A 21,867-nucleotide genomic window follows, 5' to 3' on the forward strand; every position below is an offset into this window, starting at 1 on the left:
GCTATGTCGAGACTAGGTTTTCACGGTGCTGACATGTAGAATGCTGCCACTTAGGCGAAAGACAGCCAACCTACAAACCGTCGCTGTATGTTCATGGCGAATGATCCAGAAATACCAAGGCAGAAAAACTTTTATAATGAAGCATATACGAAATTTCTCCATTATTGCCCACATTGACCACGGTAAGTCGACGCTGTCCGACCGTATTATTCAAATTTGCGGTGGATTGTCCGACCGTGAAATGGAATCTCAGGTCCTCGATTCGATGGATCTTGAGCGCGAACGCGGCATTACCATCAAAGCTCAGAGCGTGACCCTCGATTACAAAGCGAAGGATGGTCAAGTTTATCACCTGAACTTTATCGACACTCCCGGCCACGTTGACTTCTCTTATGAGGTTTCCCGTTCACTGGCTGCGTGCGAAGGCGCATTGCTGGTCGTGGATGCGGGGCAGGGCGTAGAGGCTCAGACTCTGGCAAACTGCTACACCGCGATGGAAATGAATCTGGAAGTCGTGCCGGTTCTGAATAAAATCGATTTGCCAGCGGCTGACCCTGATCGTGCTGCACAGGAAATCGAAGATATCGTCGGTATCGATGCAACAGATGCGGTGCGTTGCTCTGCGAAAACCGGTGTCGGTGTTCCGGAGGTCCTGGAACGTCTGGTGCGTGATGTTCCGCCACCAGAAGGCGATCCTGATGCCCCTCTGCAGGCGCTTATCATCGACTCATGGTTCGATAACTATCTGGGCGTTGTCTCTTTGGTCCGTATCAAAAACGGCACAATGAAGAAGGGCGACAAGATTAAAGTGATGAGTACCGGACAGGTTTATAACGCCGATCGTCTGGGTATCTTTACGCCGAAACGCGTTGATAAAGATGTTCTGAACTGCGGCGAAGTAGGCTGGCTGGTCTGTGCGATTAAAGACATTCTGGGCGCTCCGGTAGGCGATACCCTGACGCTGCAACGTAATCCTGCGGATAAAGTTCTGCCTGGTTTCAAAAAAGTGAAACCACAGGTTTACGCCGGTCTTTTCCCGGTAAGCTCTGACGATTATGAAAACTTCCGCGATGCGCTGGGTAAACTTAGCCTGAACGATGCCTCATTGTTCTATGAACCAGAAAGTTCTACCGCGCTAGGCTTTGGTTTCCGCATTGGCTTCCTTGGCCTGCTGCACATGGAAATCATTCAGGAGCGTCTGGAACGTGAATACGATCTGGATCTGATTACCACGGCACCGACGGTTGTTTATGAAGTCGTGACCACCGGTAATGAAATCATCTACGTTGACAGCCCGTCTAAGCTGCCTGCGCTGAACAATATTCAGGAATTACGCGAACCTATCGCTGAGTGTCACATGCTGATGCCTCAGGAATATCTGGGCAGCGTCATTACACTGTGTATTGAGAAACGTGGCGTTCAGACCAATATGGTTTATCACGGTAACCAGGTTGCGCTGACCTACGAAATTCCAATGGCAGAAGTGGTTCTCGATTTCTTTGACCGTCTGAAATCAACTTCCCGCGGTTATGCCTCACTTGATTACAATTTCAAACGTTTCCAGGCTTCTGACATGGTACGTGTTGATGTTCTAATCAACGGTGAACGCGTGGATGCTTTGGCGCTGATCACTCACCGTGGTAACTCGCAAGGTCGCGGGCGCCAGCTGGTTGAGAAGATGCAGGAGTTAATCCCGCGTCAGCAGTTCGACATTGCTATTCAGGCGGCGATTGGTGCTCATATTATTGCCCGCTCGACTGTTAAACAGTTACGTAAAAACGTTTTAGCCAAGTGCTACGGCGGTGACGTCAGTCGTAAGAAGAAACTGTTGCAGAAACAGAAAGATGGTAAGAAACGCATGAAGCAGGTGGGTAACGTTGAGTTGCCTCAGGAAGCGTTCCTGGCCATTCTCCATGTGGGCAAAGACGGCAATAAATAAATCCTTAATTGAGTTGTAGGGAGTATGCATGGCTAACATGTTTGCCCTGGTTCTGGCGATTGCAACGCTGGTTTCAGGGATTATCTGGTGCCTTGATCGTTTCAAACTGGCACCCGCACGTCGGGCTAAAATTGCCAAAATTAAGGCCGAAACTGGCGGTGCCATTGACGATACAACGCTGAACAAGGTGGCTAAGCAGCCAGGTTGGGTAGAAACCTGCGCTTCGGTATTCCCGGTATTGTTAGTCGTGTTTGTGGTGCGTTCATTTATTTATGAACCCTTCCAGATCCCGTCAGGTTCCATGATGCCAACGCTGTTAATCGGCGACTTCATTGTGGTAGAAAAATATGCCTACGGTCTGAAAGATCCAATTACTCAGACTAAACTGATCGAAACGGGCGAGCCGAAACGCGGTGACGTCGTGGTGTTCAAATATCCACTTAACCCAAAAGTGGATTATATTAAACGCCTCGTGGGCTTACCGGGTGACCGGGTGACTTACGATCCGTTCAGTAAGCAAGTCACCATTCATCCTGCCTGCAAAAGTGGCAGTAATTGTAATACCGCGCTGGCAGTGACCTATGACGCCGGCGCGGCCAGTGATTTTGTTCAGACTTTCGGTCAGGCGTCCGGTGGTGAAGCAAGCAGTGGATTTTTTGAAACTCCGCCGACGGCGAACGTCCCTCAGGATGGCGTCCGTTTGGTTCAGTTCAATGAAACGCTGGGTAATGTGACACATCACATTCTGACCGTGCCTGGCGCGCGTGACCAGTTAGGGGCTTATTATCAGCAACCGGGCCAGCCGATGGGCACCTGGGTTGTTCCGCCCGGCCATTACTTCATGATGGGCGATAACCGGGATAACAGCGCAGACAGCCGCTATTGGGGCTTTGTGCCAGAAAAGAACTTAGTGGGTAAAGCTTCTGCCATCTGGATGAGCTTTAAAAAACAAGAAGGTGAATGGCCTACCGGCGTTCGTTTAAGCCGTATCGGTGGAATACATTAATTCTTGTTATTGCTGTCCGGAATAATTCGAGTTGCAGGAGGTGAAAGCCCCTGCAACTTCAGTAATGACGGGCATATTAGCGCAGCATTAAATATCCACACGTTGTAGAATAACCCTTCGGGCGATAAAAGTTGGCTCTTCGGATTTTAATTTCATATTGAAAATGCACTGAGAGAGCCACTGCAAACGAAACAGCTTTGGATTGGCTTAGGGCGAAGCAGGCCTGTTCCGTATGCTGAAGTTTTTGACGCATTCTTGATCTATTGGTAACTCATGAATCCCATCGTAATAAACAGGCTTCAGCGGAAGCTGGGCTACACTTTTCAACAGCAGGAACTTTTATTGCAGGCACTGACTCACCGCAGCGCAAGCAGTAAACACAATGAGCGTTTAGAGTTCCTGGGTGATTCCATTCTTAGTTATGTGATTGCTAACGCACTGTACCAACGTTTTCCTCGGGTTGACGAGGGCGATATGAGTCGCATGCGTGCCACGCTGGTACGCGGAAATACGTTAGCTGAAATGGCACGTGAATTCGATCTTGGCGAATGCTTACGTTTAGGGCCGGGCGAATTAAAAAGTGGTGGTTTCCGCCGTGAGTCAATTCTTGCGGATACCGTGGAGGCACTCATTGGCGGCGTATTCCTGGACAGTGATATCCAGAACGTCGAAAAGCTGATTCTCGATTGGTACCGTAGTCGTTTAGACGAAATCAGTCCCGGTGATAAGCAGAAAGACCCAAAAACCCGTTTACAGGAGTTTTTGCAAGGTCGCCATCTGCCGTTGCCTTCTTATCTGGTTGTGCAGGTTCGCGGTGAAGCGCACGACCAAGAGTTTACCATCCACTGCCAGGTCAGTGGCTTGAATCAGCCGGTTGTAGGAACCGGTTCAAGCCGCAGAAAAGCCGAGCAGGCGGCAGCGGAACAAGCGCTGATACAGCTGGAGCTTGAATGAGCGAAGAAAAGAATTACTGTGGTTTTGTAGCAATCGTTGGCCGTCCTAACGTCGGTAAATCAACCTTGCTGAACGAATTACTGGGGCAGAAGATCTCCATTACTTCGCGTAAACCACAAACAACACGTCACCGTATTATGGGTATCCATACCGAAGGCCCTTATCAAGCGATTTACGTGGACACCCCCGGACTGCACATGGAAGAAAAGAGGGCGATAAACCGCCTGATGAACCGTGCTGCCAGCAGTTCTATTGGTGATGTTGAACTGGTTATTTTCGTGGTTGAAGGTACCCACTGGACGCCTGACGACGAAATGGTCGTGAATAAACTGCGCGATATCAAAGCGCCGGTTCTGCTGGCTATCAACAAAATCGATAATGTCACTGACAAATCGAAGCTGTTGCCGCACTTGCAGTTCCTTAGTGAACAGATGAACTTTATCGACATCGTGCCAATGTCTGCCGAAAAACGTATCAACGTAGATACCATCGCCAGCATCGTGCGTAAGCGCCTGCCTGAAGCGATTCATCACTTCCCTGAAGATTACATTACTGACCGTTCACAGCGCTTTATGGCCTCTGAAATCATCCGTGAAAAACTGATGCGTTTCCTGGGCGAAGAACTGCCTTACTCCGTGACCGTAGAAATCGAGCGTTTTGTGAGTAATGAACGTGGCGGTTACGATATCAATGGCCTGATTCTGGTAGAACGTGAAGGCCAGAAGAAAATGGTTATCGGTAATAAAGGCTCAAAAATCAAGACGATCGGTATCGAATCTCGTCAGGACATGGAAAACATGTTTGAAGCGAAAGTTCATCTTGAATTGTGGGTTAAGGTCAAATCCGGTTGGGCAGACGACGAACGTGCGCTGCGCAGTCTGGGTTATACAGACGACTTATAAGGTCCGCGCCTATGGAAGGCTGGCAACGCGCATTTGTTTTGCATGGGCGACCTTACAGTGAAACCAGTCTCATGCTGGATCTTTTCACTGAAGGACAAGGGCGGGTGCGCATACTGGCTAAAGGTGCGCGTGGCCGCCGGTCCAATCTGAAAGGCTGCTTGCAGCCTTTTACGCCTCTACTGGTTCGCTGGAGTGGGCGGGGTGAAGTGAAAACCCTGCGTAATGCCGAACCGGTCTCCCTGGCACTTCCCCTTTCGGGTTTAATGCTTTACAGCGGCCTGTATGTTAACGAACTGGTTTCCCGCGTGCTTGAGCAGGAAGCTAATTACTCCTCGTTATTCTTCGATTATCTCAACTGTCTGCAAAATTTGGCGGGTGCCACCGGCTCTCCGGAATATGCGCTGCGTCAGTTTGAACTCGCACTGCTGCATCATCTGGGTTACGGCGTAGATTTTCTGCATTGCGCGGGCAGCGGCGAAGAAGTCAGTGACAACATGACCTACCGTTATCGCGAAGAGAAAGGGTTTATCGCCAGTCTGGTGATCGACAACTCAAGCTTTACCGGTAAAGATTTGAAAGCGCTGGCCAGTCGTGATTTCCCCGACGTTGCCACTCTGCGTGCCGCCAAACGTTTTACCCGTATTGCACTCAAGCCCTATCTCGGCGGTAAGCCGCTGAAAAGCCGTGAGCTGTTCCGCCAGTTTCATGTCAAAAAGCCTGTTGCACCTTCTGACAATTCTGCCAGCTAATTTTCCTGCCGGACTACACGCCACTGCACCGTAGGGTGTAAACTGCGGAAATTGGCTTATTGATCCACTCTTAAATTAATCCATTCTCAAATCTGGAGCTGTTATGGCTGAGTTGCTGTTAGGCGTTAACATTGATCATGTCGCAACACTGCGTAATGCACGCGGTACGGCTTACCCTGATCCGGTTCAGGCTGCGTTTATTGCTGAACAGGCGGGAGCTGACGGGATCACCGTTCACCTGCGCGAAGACCGTCGCCATATCACCGATCGTGATGTCCGTCTTCTGCGTCAGACCATCCAGACACGTATGAATCTCGAAATGGCAGTGACCGACGAAATGGTCGGTATTGCCTGTGAAATCCTGCCGCATTTCTGCTGTCTGGTGCCGGAAAAGCGCGAAGAAGTCACCACCGAAGGCGGCCTGGACGTTGCCGGGCAGATCGACAAAATGACCGTTGCCGTCTCACGTCTCAGTGAAGCGGGCATTCTGGTTTCCCTGTTTATCGATGCTGACCTGCGTCAGATCGATGCTGCCGTAGCCGTAGGTGCACCTTATATCGAAATTCATACCGGTGCTTACGCCGAAGCGAAAACTGACCTTGAGCGTCAGGCCGAGCTTCAGCGCATCAAGCAGGGCGCTGCTTATGCCGCGGGTAAAGGGCTGAAAGTGAATGCCGGCCACGGACTGACTTACCACAACGTACAGCCGATTGCGGCGATGCCAGAGATGCACGAGCTGAACATCGGCCACGCAATTATTGGTCAGGCAGTGATTGATGGTTTATCGGGTGCCGTTCGTGAAATGAAAAACCTGATGCGGGAAGCGCGCCGTTAATGAGTATTTTAGGTTTAGGTACGGATATCGTTGAGATAACCCGTATCGAAGCAGTAATTGAACGCAGCGGCGACCGGCTGGCAAAACGTATTTTGTGCGCCAATGAATGGGCTGTTTATCAGCAGCACCAGCAGCCGGTTCGCTTTCTGGCAAAGCGTTTTGCTGTGAAAGAAGCAGCGGCGAAAGCGCTGGGCACGGGGATCCGCAACGGGCTGGCGTTTGAACAGTTTGAAGTAGTGAACGACGTGCTGGGAAAACCGGGCCTGATATTTCACGCCCGTGCCGCTGAAATGGCAGCGGAATTAGGCGTGAAAACTGTGCATGTGACGCTGGCCGATGAGCGACGTTACGCGTGCGCTACGGTAATCATCGAAAATTGAATTACACCGCGTGATGCAGTACGACGAATTTGTCCCAGAGCTGCTCGTTGGATTCGGTATGGTCCGGATTGATGATGATGGTGTTGTCGATCGGGCAGACGCTCTGGCAGGTCGGCTTATCGTAATGGCCGACACATTCCGTACAGCGATCGCTGTCAATTTCGTAAATCTCATTGCCCATCGAGATCGCCTGATTCGGGCACTCCGGTTCGCACATATCGCAGTTAATGCATTTGTGAGTGATCAGCAGGGCCATAACATCTCTCGTATCTTCAATAATCAGGACGCGCAGTATACCAGAATTGCGCTGGCATAGTTTCCGCGCCAGCGCCTTTCCACGCCTGAACTGATCCTGATCAAACCAGCTTTTTTACTAACTCTTCACTGTGGCGGATCCGCTCCGGCGCATGTTCGGTGTCCTGCTGAACCAGCGCCACAAACAGCAGATCGGTCAGCGAATACTGTGCTGTGGTTGCCGAGAGCGCAGCGCCTCGCGTGGCCGGTAATTCTGCGACGGTATAGAGGCAGTGGTCGGCCTGTTGTTGCAGCGTATTCGGCGTAAAACCGGTGATTGCCAGTACTTTCGCACCGCTCTCTCGTGCGACCCGCGCCGCCAGATTAATTTCACTGCGCTCGCCGCTCGATGAAATCGCCAGCAGCAAATCTTTTTTAGACAGCGCCTGCACAGTAGCGATAAGCACATGCGTATCCGATTCAGCGATGGCCGTCACGCCGATTTTCAGCAGCTTATACGCCAGATCCCTTGCCACAAGACCGGACGCTCCGATCCCCGTCAGCACAATTTTTCTGGCATCGGCCAGCATTGATAAGCCAATCTTTAACCGGGGCTCACCGTTAATATCCAGCGTAGCGCGTAACGCCGCCTGCTTTTCAGCCAGCAATTTCTCCCCGACCACATGCAAACTGTCCGTGCTGAGGATCTGATTGTGCACCGTTACAGGCGCTCTGTTTTTCGGGGAGGCCAGCGATTCGCTCATCGCCAGTTTCAGTGCGGGAAAACCTTTGTACCCTAATTTCTGTGCAAACTTCACGACGCCTGACTGGCTGACGCCCGCCATTTCCGCCAGTTTCTGCGAACTCAGATGGCGTGCCTGCTCCGGCTGTTCCAGTAAAAAATCGGCCAGCTTGCGATCATTTTGTGCCAGCGTTGGGTAGAGCTGGCGGATCCGAATCATACAACTCATGCTGGGTTTTCCCCGTTCCTCAAAATACCGACATCACGTTTTACTGATTATGTTCTTTAAAGTAGCAAATATTCCTCGCATTGATGAATAAAATATTCAAGTATTATGTAATTAATTTGAATTAAAAATTCAGGAGTCTGTGATGAGCCATACCATGAACTTAGGTGCTCTGGTTTCAGAGAGCCGCAACCCGGATACGATGAATCTGGATGAAATGTCCACGCTGGATCTGGTGGCCTGCTTTAACCGTGAAGACCGCAAGGTGCCGGAGGCGATCAATAAGGTGCTCGCGGAAATCGCGCAGGCTGTCGATAAAGCTGCCGCCTCGTTTAAAGCCGGTGGCCGCCTGATTTATCTCGGCGCAGGAACCAGTGGCCGTCTGGGCGTGCTGGATGCATCTGAGTGTCCGCCAACGTTTGGCGTCCCGCATACCATGGTAATCGGCCTGATTGCCGGTGGGCCGGGCGCGATGCTTAAAGCAGTGGAAGGCGCGGAAGACAACGAAGCGTTGGGCATTGAAGATTTAAAAAATCTCAGCCTGACCGCCAAAGATACGGTGGTGGGGCTTGCCGCCAGTGGCCGGACGCCTTACGTGATTGGCGCGCTGCGTTACGCTACGCAGCTCGGTTGCGCCACCGTTGCGATTTCCTGCAATCCGGATTCGCCGATTGCCCGTGAAGCCAGTATCGCGATTTCTCCGGTTGTCGGCCCGGAAGCGCTGACCGGTTCTACCCGCCTGAAATCCGGTACGGCGCAGAAACTGGTGCTGAATATGATTTCCACCGGCGCAATGGTCAAAACCGGCAAGGTCTATCAGAACCTGATGGTGGATGTGAAAGCGACCAACGTTAAGCTGGTCGATCGCGCCTGCCGTATTGTGGTGGAAGCCACGGGAGCGTCGCGCGAAGCCGCTGAACAGGCATTGTCAGAAACCGAATTTGAAGTGAAACCGGCGATTCTGATGTTGCTGGCAGGGATCGATGCGCCGCAGGCCGCCGCACGTCTGAAAAAACATAACGGATTCCTGCGCGCAGCTCTGGCGGATTAAAGCAAAGGGGATAAGCATGGCGACGGCGATGAACAAAACTCACCTGCTGGCTTCAAAGATCTTGCAGGGGGTGGGCGGTGAAACCAATATCAGTAAGCTGGAAAACTGCATGACCCGTGTCCGCGTGGAAGTGTACGACGACGGGCTTCTGGATCTGACCAGCCTGAAAACACTGGAAGGTATAAAGGGTTATCTGAAGCAGGGCGAACAGCATCAGTTTATTGTCGGGCCGGGGGCGGCGGCGAAAGTCGTGGACGCCATGCGTTTACAGCTGAGCCAGGCACGAAGCGGCACAGATGAAAGCGATATCGCGCGCAATAAAGCTGACGCAAAAGCCAAATACTCCGCGCCAATGAGCGGGGCACTGCGCAAACTGGCTGATGTCTTCATCCCGTTGATTCCGGCCTTTATCGCCTCTGGTCTGATCATGGGCATCATCAATCTGCTTAAAAGGCCTGATATTGCCGGTTCGATCGCAACAGACTATCCGAATATTCTCGGGTTGCTGGCGGTATTCGGCGGTGCGGTGTTTGCCATCATGAATATTCTGGTCGGTGTGAACGCTGCGCGGGTATTCGGTGGTTCACAGGCGATGGGCGGCGTGATGGCAGGGATCCTCTCCAGCCCGGCGCTGGCGCAAATCACCTTATTTGGGGAAGCACTTCAGCCCGGTCGTGGTGGCGTGATTGCCGTGTTACTGGTGGTTGCGCTGATGTGCTGGCTGGAAAAACGCCTGCGGCAGTGGTTGCCGGAATCCGTTGAGCTGATCCTCAATCCGCTGATCACCACGCTGGTAACAGCAACGCTGGCGATCATCATCCTGCAACCGCTCGGCGGAATTATCTCTGACGGTATCGCGCACGGCGTGAATATCGCCATCGACAAAGGCGGTTTACTGGTCGGCGCTATTTTAGCCGGGGCGTTTCTGCCGCTGGTACTCTCAGGTTTACATCAGGGACTGGTGCCGATCCACGTCGAGCTGATTCAGGCGCACGGTTCCAATCCCCTGTTGCCGATCCTGGCAATGGCCGGCGTCGGGCAGGTGGGTGCCGCGATTGCGGTGTACATGAAAACCCGTAATGCACGGTTGAAAAAAGTGATTAAAGGCGCCTTGCCGGTCGGCATTTTAGGCATCGGGGAACCGCTGATTTTTGGCGTGACATTACCCCTCGGGCGACCTTTTATCGGCGCATGTCTGGGCGGAGCTGTCGGAGGTGCGCTAATCTGTTACTGGAAAGTCGCAACGGTGATCACATTTGGCATTTCAGGATTGCCGCTGGCGCTGACCATTGTTTCCGGCAAAGTGATGTTGTATCTGGCAGGTTTAGTCATTACGGTATTAGCTGGTTTTATATTTACCTGGATGATGGGGTTCAACGATCCCGAGGAGTGACGGATTGACTACGAAGCCTGACCGACGGGTAGTGTTTTTTGATCTTGATGGCACGCTGCATCAGCAGGACATGTTTGGATCCTTCTTACGCTTCCTGCTTTGGCGTATGCCGCAAAATCTGATTCTGGTGGTGCCTTTGCTGCCGCTGATTGGGCTGGGGTTATTCTTTCAGGGGCGCGCAACCCGCTGGCCGATGAGCCTTTTGCTTTGGGCGATCACCTTCGGGCATAGCGAAGCGCGATTAAAAGCGCTGGAGTTGCAGTTTGTGAATGCGTTCCGCCAGAAAGTGGTGGAGTTCCCTGTGGTTCAGCGCCGGTTGCGGGAATATCTCGACAGCGATGATACCGAAGTCTGGCTGATTACCGGCTCGCCGGAAAATCTTGTGAAGCAGGTGTATCATGAATCGCTGTTTTTACCGCAGGTGAAACTGGTGGGTAGCCGGATTGCTCGGGCTAAAGGTGGCTGGGTTTTACCACTGCGCTGCCTCGGCGAAGAGAAAGTCATACAGCTGGAAAGCCGCATCGGATCACCACTGAAACTTTACAGCGGATACAGCGACAGCAAGCAGGATAACCCGCTGCTGTACTTTTGCGAGCACCGTTTTCGGGTCAGCAAACAGGGTGACCTGCAGCAGCTGGAATGACGTTTCCGGCTCTGTGCTTTGCTCAAAGAAAGGTCGGATTTCCGGCCTTTTCTTTTCCCATGTTTCAACAACCAATTCCTTTAGAAAATATTACTTATTCACCAAATCAATCCGTTTTAGCGTATCGCGATGACCATTCATGGGCGGGGCGGATGAACAACGGTATAATGGCCGCTGGAAATAATGATTGAGGTTGAAGTGGCAGAGGTTGAGTTGGCAGAAGTAAAAGATAAAGATGATGAGTTCTGGATGCACCATGCCATGAATCTGGCCCTTAAAGCACAGGATGAAGGTGAAGTGCCCGTCGGCGCGGTGCTGGTTTTAGATAATCAGGTCATTGGCGAAGGCTGGAACCGTTCCATCGGCCATCACGATCCCACTGCACATGCCGAAATTATGGCGCTGCGGCAGGGCGGCAACGTAGTGCAAAACTATCGCCTGATCAACGCTACGCTGTATGTCACGCTCGAGCCTTGTGTGATGTGCGCGGGCGCGATGATCCACAGCCGGATCCGCCGCGTAGTGTATGGCGCGGCAGACGCTAAAACCGGGGCGGCTGGTTCTCTGCTCGATGTGCTGCGCCATCCGGGCATGAATCATCAGGTAGAAATCACGTCCGGCATTTTGGCCGATGCCTGTTCGGAACAGCTGAGCGCATTCTTCCGTTACCGCCGCAGTCAGAAAAAAGCGCTGCGGTTGGCGCAACGCGCGGCTGACAATGGCGTGCCTCCCGAAGAATAGTGACAAAGTTACTCGGCCAGCGCTTCCTTTGCATCCACCACCGGATAGCCCTGGCCTAACTGAGCTTGCAACGCCGCCTGCTGCGCCTGTTGTTTCTCTCTTTCCATCAGATACCCCACCAGACTGAGCTGATAGCGGCGAATGTTCTCGACGTAGTTATAAGCCTGAGTCCCACGCGCATAGCCGTAGGTTGTACGGCCGATATAGCGTTTTTGATTCAGCATCGGCAACCGCTGTTTTACATCAGCCCAGCTGTCGGGATTGGCTTTCTGCTGCGCCGTCAGCTTACGAGCATCCAGCATGTGGCCGTAACCCATGTTATAGGCGGCAAGGGCAAACCAGATTTTCTCATCCTGCGGGATGGTTTCCGGCATCTTTTCCATCAGCCTTGAAAGATAGAGCGCACCGCCGCGAATACTTTGCTCGGCATCGGTCCTGTCATCCACGTCCAGCCCTGAGGCCGTTGCACGGGTTAACATCATCACGCCACGCACGCCGGTCGGTGATTTGGCCTGGGGATCCCAGTGCGATTCCTGATAGGCAATCGCGGCGAGTAACCGCCAGTCGATATCCTGCGCGTATTTCTCAAACAGCGGTTGTAAGTCCGGCAGCGTTTTGTCGATAGCATTGAGGAAGGTGCGGGTATCGACGTAATCGAAATCGCCTACGTGGCCGAGATATTTTTCCTCGAGTTTCTCCAGAGTACCGTCGTCGGCAATCTGACTGAAAAAATCCAGCATGGCGGCGGAGAGACTGTCATCGTCCGGCTGCTTGCGGTAATACCAGGTGACGGGTTCATCTTCTGTGACGTCGAAAGCAACGGCCAGACGCGGATACACGCGTTGCATCAACGCTATAGTCACTGAGTCGCCCAGCGTGTAATCGAGCTTGCCATTTTCCACCTGTTGCAGCAGGTCACGCGGCGACATTTTGTCGGTGGTGCTCCACGTCAGGTTAGGGAATTTTTTGCCAGCGGCTTCGAGCGTCGCGATGTGCGCGGTGCCGGCGGAAACCATCAGTGTACCTTTAATGTCGGCGAAGCTTTTCGGGCGTGCGGTACCCTGCCGGTAAACCAGCTGTTGCGAAATGGAATAGTATTCCGGGCCGGCCCGATAGTTTTTCAGCCGTTCATTGTTGTAAACCAGACCCGAAGCCAGCATGTCGGCGTTATCGTGGTCAAGTTCACTGAACATGGCGTCAACCGTGGTGTGCTGAGAGACGACCAGCTTCACGCCCAGATAATCTGCAAAGCGTTTCGCCAGCTCGTAATCGAAGCCGAGATTACCTTCCGGGGAGTCCATAAAAGTCAGTGGAGAATTGAGCGTGCTGACGCGCAATTCTCCACGGGATTTTATTTGATCCAACTGGTCGCCTTCACCCCTGTGCCACGGCACGGCAGGCCATAAGGCCAGCGCCAGCAACAGGGCGGCAATTCCCATCAGGACATAATTAATTTTTAGTCGCGTCAAATAGTTATCTCGCTGCGGCGCTCTTGTTTTTTTACGATATGCTGTGCAGTTAGTATGGTTATATCCCCAGTGCTGACGCATTTTGCTCAACAAAACGACAGTCTGCAACTTTATTCATAATACCCATGCAAAATGTCAGTCTATAAATGAATATCAATATTCCCTGCGCAAACGGTTTCGTCGGGCGATGGCTTTCTTTATAATAGGCCGCGTTTTCCCCCTGTTGCGCCCAATGAAGCACTGTGGTCAGTGTCTTCGAAGACGAGAGATCTGTGATTATGGAAATACTGCGTGGTTCGCCCGCTTTGTCGGCTTTTCGCATTAACAAATTGTTGTCCCGCTGTCAGGATGCCCGCCTTCCGGTCAGCGATATCTACGCCGAATATGTACACTTTGCCGATGTCAGCGCGCCGCTGAGTTCGGACGAACAAACCAAGTTACAACGCCTCCTGAAATACGGTCCTTCTCTCGCTGAACACGCTCCTACTGGCCGCTTACTGCTGGTCACTCCACGTCCCGGCACCATTTCTCCGTGGTCTTCTAAAGCCACTGACATCGCTCACAACTGCGGTTTATCTCAGGTGCTGCGTCTGGAACGTGGTCTGGCATTCTATGTACAGGCACCGCAGCTGACCGAAGCGCAGTGGACACTGCTGGGCGCATTGCTGCATGACCGGATGATGGAAACTCTCTTCGGTAAGTTCGAAGACGCCAGCGCCTTGTTCGCACAGCATCAGCCCGCGCCGGTACAGCACGTCGATATTCTTGGCGAAGGCCGCAGCGCACTGGAAAATGCCAACATCAAACTGGGTCTGGCACTGGCGCAGGACGAAATTGATTACCTGATGGAAGCCTTTACGTCGTTGGGGCGCAACCCGACTGACATCGAACTCTATATGTTCGCGCAGGCTAACTCCGAACACTGCCGCCACAAAATCTTCAATGCTGACTGGGTGATCGACGGCGAAACACAGCCGAAATCCCTGTTTAAGATGATCAAAAACACCTTCGAACAGACGCCGGACTACGTGCTTTCTGCGTATAAAGATAACGCCGCTGTGATGGAAGGTTCGCAGGTCGGCCGTTTTTACGCCGATGCGAAAGACGGTCTGTACGATTTCCATCAGGAGCAGGCGCATATTCTGATGAAAGTCGAAACTCATAACCACCCGACGGCGATCTCTCCGTGGCCGGGTGCGGCAACCGGCTCCGGCGGTGAAATCCGTGACGAAGGCGCAACCGGTCGTGGGGCAAAACCTAAAGCGGGTCTGGTCGGTTTCTCCGTTTCTAACCTGCGTATTCCGGGCTTTGAACAGCCGTGGGAAGAAGATTTCGGTAAGCCGGATCGCATCGTTACCGCGCTCGATATCATGACCGACGGTCCGCTGGGCGGCGCAGCGTTCAACAACGAATTTGGTCGCCCGGCGTTGCTGGGCTACTTCCGCACTTACGAAGAAAACGTCAACAGCCACAATGGCCCGGAACTACGCGGTTACCACAAGCCGATTATGCTGGCGGGCGGTATCGGTAATATCCGTGCCGATCACGTGCAGAAAGGCGAAATTACCGTCGGCGCTAAGCTTATCGTTCTTGGTGGTCCGGCGATGAATATCGGGCTGGGCGGTGGTGCGGCCTCTTCTATGGCCTCAGGTCAGTCCGATGCAGATTTGGATTTTGCTTCCGTACAGCGCGATAACCCAGAAATGGAACGACGCTGCCAGGAAGTCATCGATCGCTGCTGGCAGCTCGGTGAAGCCAACCCGATTCTGTTTATCCATGATGTCGGCGCGGGCGGCTTATCCAACGCCATGCCGGAACTGGTGAGCGACGGCAACCGCGGCGGCCGCTTCCAGCTGCGTGATATCCTCAACGACGAGCCGGGCATGAGTCCGCTGGAAGTGTGGTGTAACGAATCTCAGGAACGCTACGTGATGGCCGTTGCACCGGCTCAGCTTGAGCAGTTCGATGCCATCTGTAAACGTGAGCGCGCGCCTTACGCCGTTATTGGCGAAGCCACAGAAGAAATGCACTTGTCTCTGGAAGACAGCCATTTCGACAACCAGCCGATCGATATGCCGCTGGACGTGCTGCTTGGCAAAACGCCGAAAATGACCCGTGATGTCACCACGCTGAAAGCGAGCGGTGATAACCTTAACGCGCAAAATATTCAGATCGCCGAAGCGGTAAAACGCGTAATGCATCTGCCTGCGGTGGCAGAAAAAACCTTCCTGATCACCATCGGTGACCGCACCGTGACCGGCATGGTCGCGCGTGATCAGATGGTCGGCCCGTGGCAGATCCCGGTGGCTGACTGCGCGGTCACCACCGCCAGCCTCGACAGCTATTATGGTGAAGCGATGTCTCTGGGCGAACGTGCCCCAATAGCGTTGCTGGACTTCGCCGCTTCCGGGCGCATGGCCGTCGGCGAAGCGCTGACCAACATTGCTGCGGTAGAAATCGGCAGCCTTAAGCGCGTTAAGCTTTCGGCTAACTGGATGTCGGCGGCCGGTCATCCGGGCGAAGATGCCGGTCTGTATGCGGCAGTGAAAGCCGTGGGCGAAGAGCTGTGTCCGGCGCTGGGCATCACCATTCCGGTGGGCAAAGACTCCATGTCGATGAAAACCCGCTGGCAGGAAGGCAACGAACAGCGCGAGATGACGTCACCGCTGTCTCTGGTGATCACCGCGTTTGCCCGCGTCGAAGATGTGCGTCATACCGTGACGCCGCAGCTGCGTACCGATAAAGGCGACACCGCGCTGCTGCTGGTGGATCTGGGGGCCGGTCACAATGCACTGGGTGCCACGGCGCTGGCACAAGTTTATCGTCAATTGGGTAACACCCCTGCCGACGTGCGCAGTGCAGAGCAGCTCGGTGGCTTCTTCAACGCTATGCAGGCGCTGGTCTCGGAGCAAAAACTGCTGGCTTACCATGACCGTTCCGACGGCGGCTTACTGGTTACACTGGCCGAAATGGCCTTTGCCGGTCATTGCGGCCTGACGGCTGATATCGCCGCGCTTGGCAATGACGCGCTGGCTGCACTGTTCAATGAAGAACTGGGTGCGGTGATTCAGGTTCGTGCCGAAGATCGCGAAGCGGTTGAGCAAACGCTGGCGAAGTTTGGTCTGGCGAAGTGTGCGCATTATCTCGGCACAGTGGAAACCGGCGACCGTTTCATTATCACTCATGGCGACAAGCCGGTGTACAGCGAAAGCCGCACCACACTGCGTACCTGGTGGGCGGAAACTACCTGGCAGATGCAGCGTCTGCGTGATAACCCGGAATGTGCCGATCAGGAACATCAGGCCAAAACGCACGATCTCGATCCGGGTCTGAACGTCAAACTGACGTTCGCAACGGACGAAGACGTCGCCGCGCCATACATCGCCAAAGGTGCGCGTCCGAAAGTCGCCGTGCTGCGCGAGCAGGGCGTGAACTCCCACGTGGAAATGGCAGCCGCCTTCCACCGTGCAGGTTTCGACGCGGTAGACGTCCACATGAGCGATCTGCTGGCCGGTCGCCGTGATTTGCAGGATTTCCACACGCTGGTGGCGTGCGGTGGTTTCTCCTACGGTGATGTGCTGGGCGCGGGCGAGGGCTGGGCGAAGTCTGTTCTCTTTAACGATCGCGTGCGTGAAGAATTCGCCGAATTCTTCCATCGTCCGCAAACGCTGGCACTGGGCGTGTGTAACGGCTGTCAGATGATGTCCAACCTGAAAGAGCTGATTCCGGGCGCAGAACACTGGCCACGATTTGTGCGCAACCTGTCTGACCGCTTCGAAGCGCGCTTCAGTCTGGTGGAAGTGACTGCCAGCCCGTCAATGTTCATGCAGGGCATGGCCGGTTCACGTATGCCAATTGCGGTTTCACACGGCGAAGGCCATGTGGAAGTGCGAGATGCTGCGCATCTGGCGCAGATTGAGCACCGTAATCTGGTGGCGCTGCGCTTTGTGGATAACCACGGTCAGGTGACGGAAAACTATCCGGCGAATCCAAATGGTTCACCGAATGGCATCACCGCTGTGACTAACCTCTCAGGCCGCGTTACTGTGATGATGCCGCATCCGGAGCGTGTCTTCCGTACTGTCAGCAACTCCTGGCACCCGGAAGAGTGGGGCGAAGACAGTCCGTGGATGCGCATGTTCCGTAATGCGCGTAAACAGCTGGGCTGATCCTCTACATTATGTCAGTAATAAAAATCCGCAGCGCGAAAGCCTGCGGATTTTTTTATATTTTAACGTCCAAAAATAAGTGGCATGCATAAGCCAGAACTCATAAATGTAAGTCAATGTTTCAGTGTTTTATGCGCATAATTCCTAACGCCTTGTTTTTATACATTTATAAATCAATACATCTACATTGTTTATGATTGCCTAATGTCTGATTAAGTATATGTATATTTTTTACATTATATGATGGCCCGGTCAAATTAACAGGGCGATCAGGCCAATGAAAAACATCCGTTTCGTGAATATTCGCGCAGTGTTCTCTTTTTCAATTTTTGCTTTTTTACTTATTGGCGCTAATACCGCTCAAGCTGATGAAAGCGTTATTGTTCCACAAACTAAAACTGTTTCCGAAAATGGTAATAACGAAAGTTTATGGTCTGCATATAAAAATAATATTGCAGAAACCTGGAATGCTCCGCAGCATCAGGATCTCTTTCTGCCAGTATTAACACGCCATAATCGCCATACTCACAGTAAAAAACAAATTGATGGATATAATGAACATCCCTGGGGTGGGGGTTATGGTGTTTCTCGCTATGACGAAAAAGGAAACTGGCATGCGCTTTATGCAATGGCGTTCAAAGACTCCTTTAATAAATGGGAACCTGTTGTCGGTTATGGTTATGAAAAAATATGGCAACCGCTCAATGATAAAGAATTTCGTTTAGGTGCCGGATATATTACTGCCGTCTCGGCGCGTGATAATTATGATTACGTTCCTTTCCCGATGGTTCTGCCGCTGGTTTCCGCAGGCTATTCACGGCTGACGTTTCAGGCAACCTACGTGCCAGGCGCCAATAGCAAAGGTAACGTGCTCTTTGGCTGGTTCCGCTTTCAGTTTTGATAGTTAATTTAATTTTTTTAGTTTAATAATAAGATAACTCCTTCAGTATCTCTGAGAATATTCTTAGTGAGGAAGGGCGGTTGGAAGATAATTGTCTAAACAAAATCTAAATCATTTAAGGATTATTCTGATAATACGGAATTTAATTGCTGTAAATTCATTAAATTAAGGTTGGCGGAGTTCTTTCGTTACACCTTCGTTTACTTTATTGAACCAAGCTTTGTTTATGATACTACCTCAATGCAGGGAGTTATTGTGAAAATGTTAATCAATAAAGTTACAGGCTGTTTGATTGTCGTTCTGATATTAGGTTTAAGTTCGCCAGCCTGGGCAACCAATAGCGGGCTCGACCCGATGAACAGTCCCAATAAAGACGGAACAGAATCTATTTTTCCGGTGATGTGGGATGCTTTCAAAGAGAACGTGTCCGATACCTGGAACGAGTCAGATAAGCAGGATCTCTATCTGCCGGTGATTACCTGGCACAATCGTCTGACTTATGACAAGGAAAAAACTGACAGATATAACGAGCGTCCGTGGGGCGGTGGTTATGGCATTTCCCGTTATGATGAGAAAGGAAACTGGAACGGCATCTATTTTATGGCGTTTAAAGACTCTCATAATAAGTGGGAGCCGATAGGCGGTTACGGCTGGGAAAAAATATGGCAGCCAATAAATGATAAAAATTTTCGTTTAGGTTTAGGTTATACCGCTGCAGTAACCGCGCGTGATGACTATAAATATATTCCTATTCCGATAGTATTACCGCTGGCCTCGGTCGGCTATAACAAACTCACTTTTCAGGCGACCTATATTCCGGGCACTTACAATAACGGCAACGTGTTCTTTGCCTGGCTGCGTTATCAGTTCTGAGTGACTTTCTTTGTGACTGAACAAAGTACTGGGCGCAGGTTGTGAACCTGATCCCCCACTTCTGGTGAATATTACACTATGCTGAAAATTCACCGCAGGAATCAATCTGTTGGATCCTGTGGTGATTTTTTGTTTTCAGGGAATCTACAAAACTATTCATCAAGAGGATCACTCGTGAAAAAAGCATCCCGTTTTCTTGCATTGTCTGCACTTGCCTGCGTTTTGCCGCTCTCCATGCCTGTCGCTCAGGCCGCTCAGTCCGATAACTTAGAACTGCAACAGGTGCTGGTGCTCAGCCGCCACGGTATCCGTGCGCCGCTGGTCAATTATGGTGATGTGCTGGCCGAATCCACCACGCACACCTGGCCTGTCTGGAAAACCGAAGGCGGCTTGCTGACGCCAAAAGGCGGTCAGGTTTCCGAACATATGGGCCATTATTTCCGCGCATGGCTGGCGAAAGACAAACTGTTGTCTGCCGCCGGATGCCCTGCAAACGCGCAAGTTTTCACTTATGCCAACAGTTTACCGCGTACCATTGATACCGCGAAACACTTTACTGCCGGCGCTTTCCCAGGCTGTGATGTGTCGGTTATCAACCGTGTTGAAATCGGTAAAATGGATCCAGTATTCAACCCCATTATTACTGCTGAAGTGAACGATACCTTCAAAACCAGTGCGCTGAATTCTGTTAATCAGCATGCCGGTGAGGGGGGGCTGGCAGGGCTGAATCAGCGTCTGAAACCGAATTACCAGTTGCTGGAAAGTATTCTCGATTACAAGAACAGCAAAATCTGCAAAGAGAAACAACAGTGCGATCTGGCATCGCAGCCGTCGGAAGTCGTGCTGACGCAGGGCAAAGAGCCGGGCATCACCGGGCCTCTGCGCATGGCGACCGGTGCGACCGACGCGTTTATGTTGCAGTATTACGAAGGTTTCCCGATGAAAGACATCGCATGGGGAAAAATCAGTACGCCTGAGCAATGGACGAAGCTGGAAACCATCAAGAATCTGTATCACGAGACCCTGTTCGGCTCGCCAACCATTGCGGCTAACGCCGCTAAGCCGTTACTCACCTTTATTGCAGGCTCACTGGATCCAAAACTGGCGAATACTGCTGATGAGAAAGCGGCGCAGCAGTCAAAACTGGCCGTGCTGGTCGGTCACGACTCGAATATCGCCTCGCTGCTCGCAGCGCTGAAAACACAGGACTACACCTTGCCGGGCCAGTACGAACGTACGCCAATCAGCGGTACCGTTGTTTTCCAGCGCTGGCATGATAAGAAAGCCAACAAAGATCTGATGAAGATCGAATATATTTATCCGACAGCGAAGCAGATCCGTAACAACGTTGCGCTGAGTATCAAAAACCCTCCTGAGCGTGTGACGCTGCAAATCGAAGGCTGTGCCGTTGATAAACAGGGCTTCTGCCCGATGGAAGAATTTACTCAGGCCGTGCAGAAAGATCTGCGAGGCTAAGCGAAGTAACAGGATGTCTTAGGCCCGCTCCGGCGGGCTTTTTTACGCCTGAACGGTCCCGCCGGGCTTTAGCGTTTAACCGGCAATAGAATGCATTTTAAGTCAGTTCGCTGAAATGTCGGGATGCGGGATAATTTGCCGAAGTCCTTATCAACAGCAGCGCGGCAAATTATGGCGTCTACCTCATTTTATCTCAGCACTCGACAGCGGGCGGATATTAGTGCTCTATCCCGGCACATTCTTTGGCGGCTGGAATTGCCGACGTGGGCGCTTATCCTTGTCGTTTACAGCGGCTGGTTTGCCGTCGTCATATTCTGGACGTCACTCGGAGTATGGATCGGCACGCCACTGCTGATTTGGTTCACCACATGGTACATGTCGCTGCAACATGAACTTATTCACGGCCATCCGACCCGCAAACCCTGGCTTAACCAGCTGTTTGGAACGCTGCCGCTGGCGGTCTGGTATCCGTATGGCCTGTATCGCGATACCCATTTACAGCATCACATTAACGAACATCTCACGTTGCCTGGCGACGATCCGGAAGGGTATTACTTCAGCCGTAACAGCTGGGAAGCGCTTTCACCAGCAATGAAAGCGCTGGTTAGATTACGCAATACTCTGCCGGGCAGAATGCTCATCGGCCCGCTGCTGGATATTTGCAGCACGCTGACCGGCGCACTCACGGCGGTGTGTCGTGGTGATGCGCGAGCAACCACGATGTGGCTGACGCATGGCGTTTTACTGGGCGGGTTGCTGTACTGGATGGCACCGTTCGGTTTATCGCCTGTCTTTTTTATTCTGGCGGTAAGTTATCCGGCGCTTAGCCTGACAAAAGTGCGCTCTTTCTTTGAACACCGCGCCGAACATGCACCCGAGGCCCGTTCTACCCTGAACGAAGCGGGGCTGGTATGGCGGATCTTGTTTCTTAATCTGAATTACCATCTGGTGCATCACGATCTGCCTGGCGTGCCGTGGTTTGCGTTACGTAAGGTGTATGTCGCCGATCGCGAGGCTTACATTGCGCGTAGTGAGGGTTTCGTGGTGAAAGGTTACCGGCAGTGGTTTCGCGATCACTCGAGGTCTCCGGTGAGCGTAGAAAGTCATCCTTTTGCACCCGATGGACTGCCAGCGCAACCGCCCCGCAGCGACTATGATTATCAGCAGGACACCCCCTGACGGAG

Annotated in this window: 19 protein-coding genes; 16 read left to right on the plus strand and 3 right to left on the minus strand. The window is 52.3% G+C overall.

All coding sequences use genetic code 11. The annotated features are described in order from the left end of the window. Nucleotides 1-136 precede the first annotated feature (136 nt). The 7 genes from lepA (at nucleotide 137) to GE278_05055 (ending at nucleotide 6,765) form a co-directional block, all read left to right on the plus strand. Nucleotides 137-1,939, plus strand: a complete 1,803-nt coding sequence (gene lepA, locus GE278_05025) for an elongation factor 4 (GenBank protein ID QLK60176.1) — start codon at nucleotides 137-139, stop codon at nucleotides 1,937-1,939. 28 nt (nucleotides 1,940-1,967) lie between these two features. Then, entirely contained in the window at nucleotides 1,968-2,945 is a 978-nt protein-coding gene (lepB, locus tag GE278_05030) for a signal peptidase I (protein QLK60177.1), read from the plus strand. A 273-nt stretch (nucleotides 2,946-3,218) separates the two neighbouring features. Next, nucleotides 3,219-3,899, plus strand: a complete 681-nt coding sequence (locus GE278_05035) for a ribonuclease III (protein QLK60178.1) — start codon at nucleotides 3,219-3,221, stop codon at nucleotides 3,897-3,899. Beyond that, nucleotides 3,896-4,801, plus strand: coding sequence for a GTPase Era (gene era / locus GE278_05040; protein QLK60179.1), 906 nt, complete (start codon nucleotides 3,896-3,898; stop codon nucleotides 4,799-4,801). The genes GE278_05035 and era overlap by 4 nt, the downstream gene beginning before the upstream one ends. An 11-nt stretch (nucleotides 4,802-4,812) precedes the next feature. Beyond that, nucleotides 4,813-5,550 (plus strand): DNA repair protein RecO, encoded by a 738-nt coding sequence (gene recO, locus GE278_05045; GenBank protein QLK60180.1) that lies wholly within the window; start codon nucleotides 4,813-4,815, stop codon nucleotides 5,548-5,550. 103 nt (nucleotides 5,551-5,653) lie between these two features. Beyond that, entirely contained in the window at nucleotides 5,654-6,385 is a 732-nt protein-coding gene (gene pdxJ, locus GE278_05050; GenBank protein QLK60181.1) for a pyridoxine 5'-phosphate synthase, read from the plus strand. Next, complete coding sequence (locus tag GE278_05055; GenBank protein QLK60182.1) at nucleotides 6,385-6,765, plus strand: holo-ACP synthase; 381 nt, start codon at nucleotides 6,385-6,387, stop codon at nucleotides 6,763-6,765. The genes pdxJ and GE278_05055 overlap by 1 nt, the downstream gene beginning before the upstream one ends. A 1-nt stretch (nucleotide 6,766) precedes the next feature. Here the strand turns inward: GE278_05055 and GE278_05060 are convergent, their stop codons facing one another. Together GE278_05060 and GE278_05065 are read right to left on the minus strand one after the other, a co-directional pair. Further along, complete coding sequence (locus GE278_05060; protein QLK60183.1) at nucleotides 6,767-7,021, minus strand: YfhL family 4Fe-4S dicluster ferredoxin; 255 nt, start codon at nucleotides 7,019-7,021, stop codon at nucleotides 6,767-6,769. A gap of 100 nt (nucleotides 7,022-7,121) precedes the next feature. Then, entirely contained in the window at nucleotides 7,122-7,970 is an 849-nt protein-coding gene (locus tag GE278_05065; GenBank protein QLK60184.1) for a MurR/RpiR family transcriptional regulator, read from the minus strand. Between the two features lie 154 nt (nucleotides 7,971-8,124). Between GE278_05065 and murQ the strand changes: the two genes are divergently transcribed. The 4 genes from murQ (at nucleotide 8,125) to tadA (ending at nucleotide 11,795) form a co-directional block, all read left to right on the plus strand. Beyond that, complete coding sequence (murQ, locus tag GE278_05070) at nucleotides 8,125-9,018, plus strand: N-acetylmuramic acid 6-phosphate etherase (protein ID QLK63199.1); 894 nt, start codon at nucleotides 8,125-8,127, stop codon at nucleotides 9,016-9,018. A gap of 28 nt (nucleotides 9,019-9,046) precedes the next feature. After that, nucleotides 9,047-10,411: a PTS sugar transporter subunit IIC gene (locus GE278_05075; GenBank protein ID QLK63200.1), complete on the plus strand. Its 1,365-nt coding sequence runs from the start codon at nucleotides 9,047-9,049 to the stop codon at nucleotides 10,409-10,411. Nucleotides 10,412-10,415: 4 nt separating this feature from the next. Next, nucleotides 10,416-11,054: an acid phosphatase AphA gene (aphA, locus tag GE278_05080; GenBank protein ID QLK60185.1), complete on the plus strand. Its 639-nt coding sequence runs from the start codon at nucleotides 10,416-10,418 to the stop codon at nucleotides 11,052-11,054. Nucleotides 11,055-11,237: 183 nt separating this feature from the next. After that, nucleotides 11,238-11,795, plus strand: coding sequence for a tRNA adenosine(34) deaminase TadA (tadA, locus tag GE278_05085; GenBank protein ID QLK60186.1), 558 nt, complete (start codon nucleotides 11,238-11,240; stop codon nucleotides 11,793-11,795). A gap of 8 nt (nucleotides 11,796-11,803) precedes the next feature. Here tadA and mltF read toward each other — a convergent pair whose 3' ends face one another. Next, nucleotides 11,804-13,264, minus strand: coding sequence for a membrane-bound lytic murein transglycosylase MltF (mltF, locus tag GE278_05090; GenBank protein ID QLK60187.1), 1,461 nt, complete (start codon nucleotides 13,262-13,264; stop codon nucleotides 11,804-11,806). A 278-nt stretch (nucleotides 13,265-13,542) separates the two neighbouring features. On the opposite strand from mltF, the gene purL reads away from it, so the two are divergent. The 5 genes from purL to GE278_05115 all read left to right on the plus strand — a co-directional run bounded on the left by purL (nucleotide 13,543) and on the right by GE278_05115 (nucleotide 21,862). Beyond that, nucleotides 13,543-17,433 (plus strand): phosphoribosylformylglycinamidine synthase, encoded by a 3,891-nt coding sequence (gene purL / locus GE278_05095; protein ID QLK60188.1) that lies wholly within the window; start codon nucleotides 13,543-13,545, stop codon nucleotides 17,431-17,433. A gap of 277 nt (nucleotides 17,434-17,710) precedes the next feature. Beyond that, nucleotides 17,711-18,334, plus strand: a complete 624-nt coding sequence (pagP, locus tag GE278_05100) for a lipid IV(A) palmitoyltransferase PagP (protein ID QLK60189.1) — start codon at nucleotides 17,711-17,713, stop codon at nucleotides 18,332-18,334. A 261-nt stretch (nucleotides 18,335-18,595) separates the two neighbouring features. Further along, nucleotides 18,596-19,207: a lipid IV(A) palmitoyltransferase PagP gene (pagP, locus tag GE278_05105; protein QLK63201.1), complete on the plus strand. Its 612-nt coding sequence runs from the start codon at nucleotides 18,596-18,598 to the stop codon at nucleotides 19,205-19,207. A 174-nt stretch (nucleotides 19,208-19,381) separates the two neighbouring features. After that, a complete protein-coding gene (locus GE278_05110) occupies nucleotides 19,382-20,683 on the plus strand; it encodes a bifunctional glucose-1-phosphatase/inositol phosphatase (protein QLK60190.1) in 1,302 nt (433 codons plus the stop codon). A 171-nt stretch (nucleotides 20,684-20,854) separates the two neighbouring features. Further along, on the plus strand, nucleotides 20,855-21,862 hold the full coding sequence (locus GE278_05115; protein QLK60191.1) for a fatty acid desaturase: 1,008 nt from the start codon (nucleotides 20,855-20,857) through the stop codon (nucleotides 21,860-21,862). The last annotated feature ends 5 nt before the right edge of the window (nucleotides 21,863-21,867 follow it).

The sequence above is a fragment of the Enterobacteriaceae bacterium Kacie_13 genome (assembly GCA_013457415.1).
Lineage (GTDB): Bacteria > Pseudomonadota > Gammaproteobacteria > Enterobacterales > Enterobacteriaceae > Rahnella.

Bases quoted from the DNA above. Each gene is read 5' to 3' on its own strand.
- lepA (QLK60176.1), top strand. From the start codon at position 137: ATGAAGCATATACGAAATTTCTCCATTATTGCCCACATTGACCACGGT.
- lepB (QLK60177.1), top strand. From the start codon at position 1,968: ATGGCTAACATGTTTGCCCTGGTTCTGGCGATTGCAACGCTGGTTTCA.
- GE278_05035 (QLK60178.1), top strand. From the start codon at position 3,219: ATGAATCCCATCGTAATAAACAGGCTTCAGCGGAAGCTGGGCTACACT.
- era (QLK60179.1), top strand. From the start codon at position 3,896: ATGAGCGAAGAAAAGAATTACTGTGGTTTTGTAGCAATCGTTGGCCGT.
- recO (QLK60180.1), top strand. From the start codon at position 4,813: ATGGAAGGCTGGCAACGCGCATTTGTTTTGCATGGGCGACCTTACAGT.
- pdxJ (QLK60181.1), top strand. From the start codon at position 5,654: ATGGCTGAGTTGCTGTTAGGCGTTAACATTGATCATGTCGCAACACTG.
- GE278_05055 (QLK60182.1), top strand. From the start codon at position 6,385: ATGAGTATTTTAGGTTTAGGTACGGATATCGTTGAGATAACCCGTATC.
- GE278_05060 (QLK60183.1), bottom strand. From the start codon at position 7,021: ATGGCCCTGCTGATCACTCACAAATGCATTAACTGCGATATGTGCGAA.
- GE278_05065 (QLK60184.1), bottom strand. From the start codon at position 7,970: ATGAGTTGTATGATTCGGATCCGCCAGCTCTACCCAACGCTGGCACAA.
- murQ (QLK63199.1), top strand. From the start codon at position 8,125: ATGAACTTAGGTGCTCTGGTTTCAGAGAGCCGCAACCCGGATACGATG.
- GE278_05075 (QLK63200.1), top strand. From the start codon at position 9,047: ATGAACAAAACTCACCTGCTGGCTTCAAAGATCTTGCAGGGGGTGGGC.
- tadA (QLK60186.1), top strand. From the start codon at position 11,238: ATGATTGAGGTTGAAGTGGCAGAGGTTGAGTTGGCAGAAGTAAAAGAT.
- purL (QLK60188.1), top strand. From the start codon at position 13,543: ATGGAAATACTGCGTGGTTCGCCCGCTTTGTCGGCTTTTCGCATTAAC.
- pagP (QLK60189.1), top strand. From the start codon at position 17,711: ATGAAAAACATCCGTTTCGTGAATATTCGCGCAGTGTTCTCTTTTTCA.
- pagP (QLK63201.1), top strand. From the start codon at position 18,596: ATGTTAATCAATAAAGTTACAGGCTGTTTGATTGTCGTTCTGATATTA.
- GE278_05115 (QLK60191.1), top strand. From the start codon at position 20,855: ATGGCGTCTACCTCATTTTATCTCAGCACTCGACAGCGGGCGGATATT.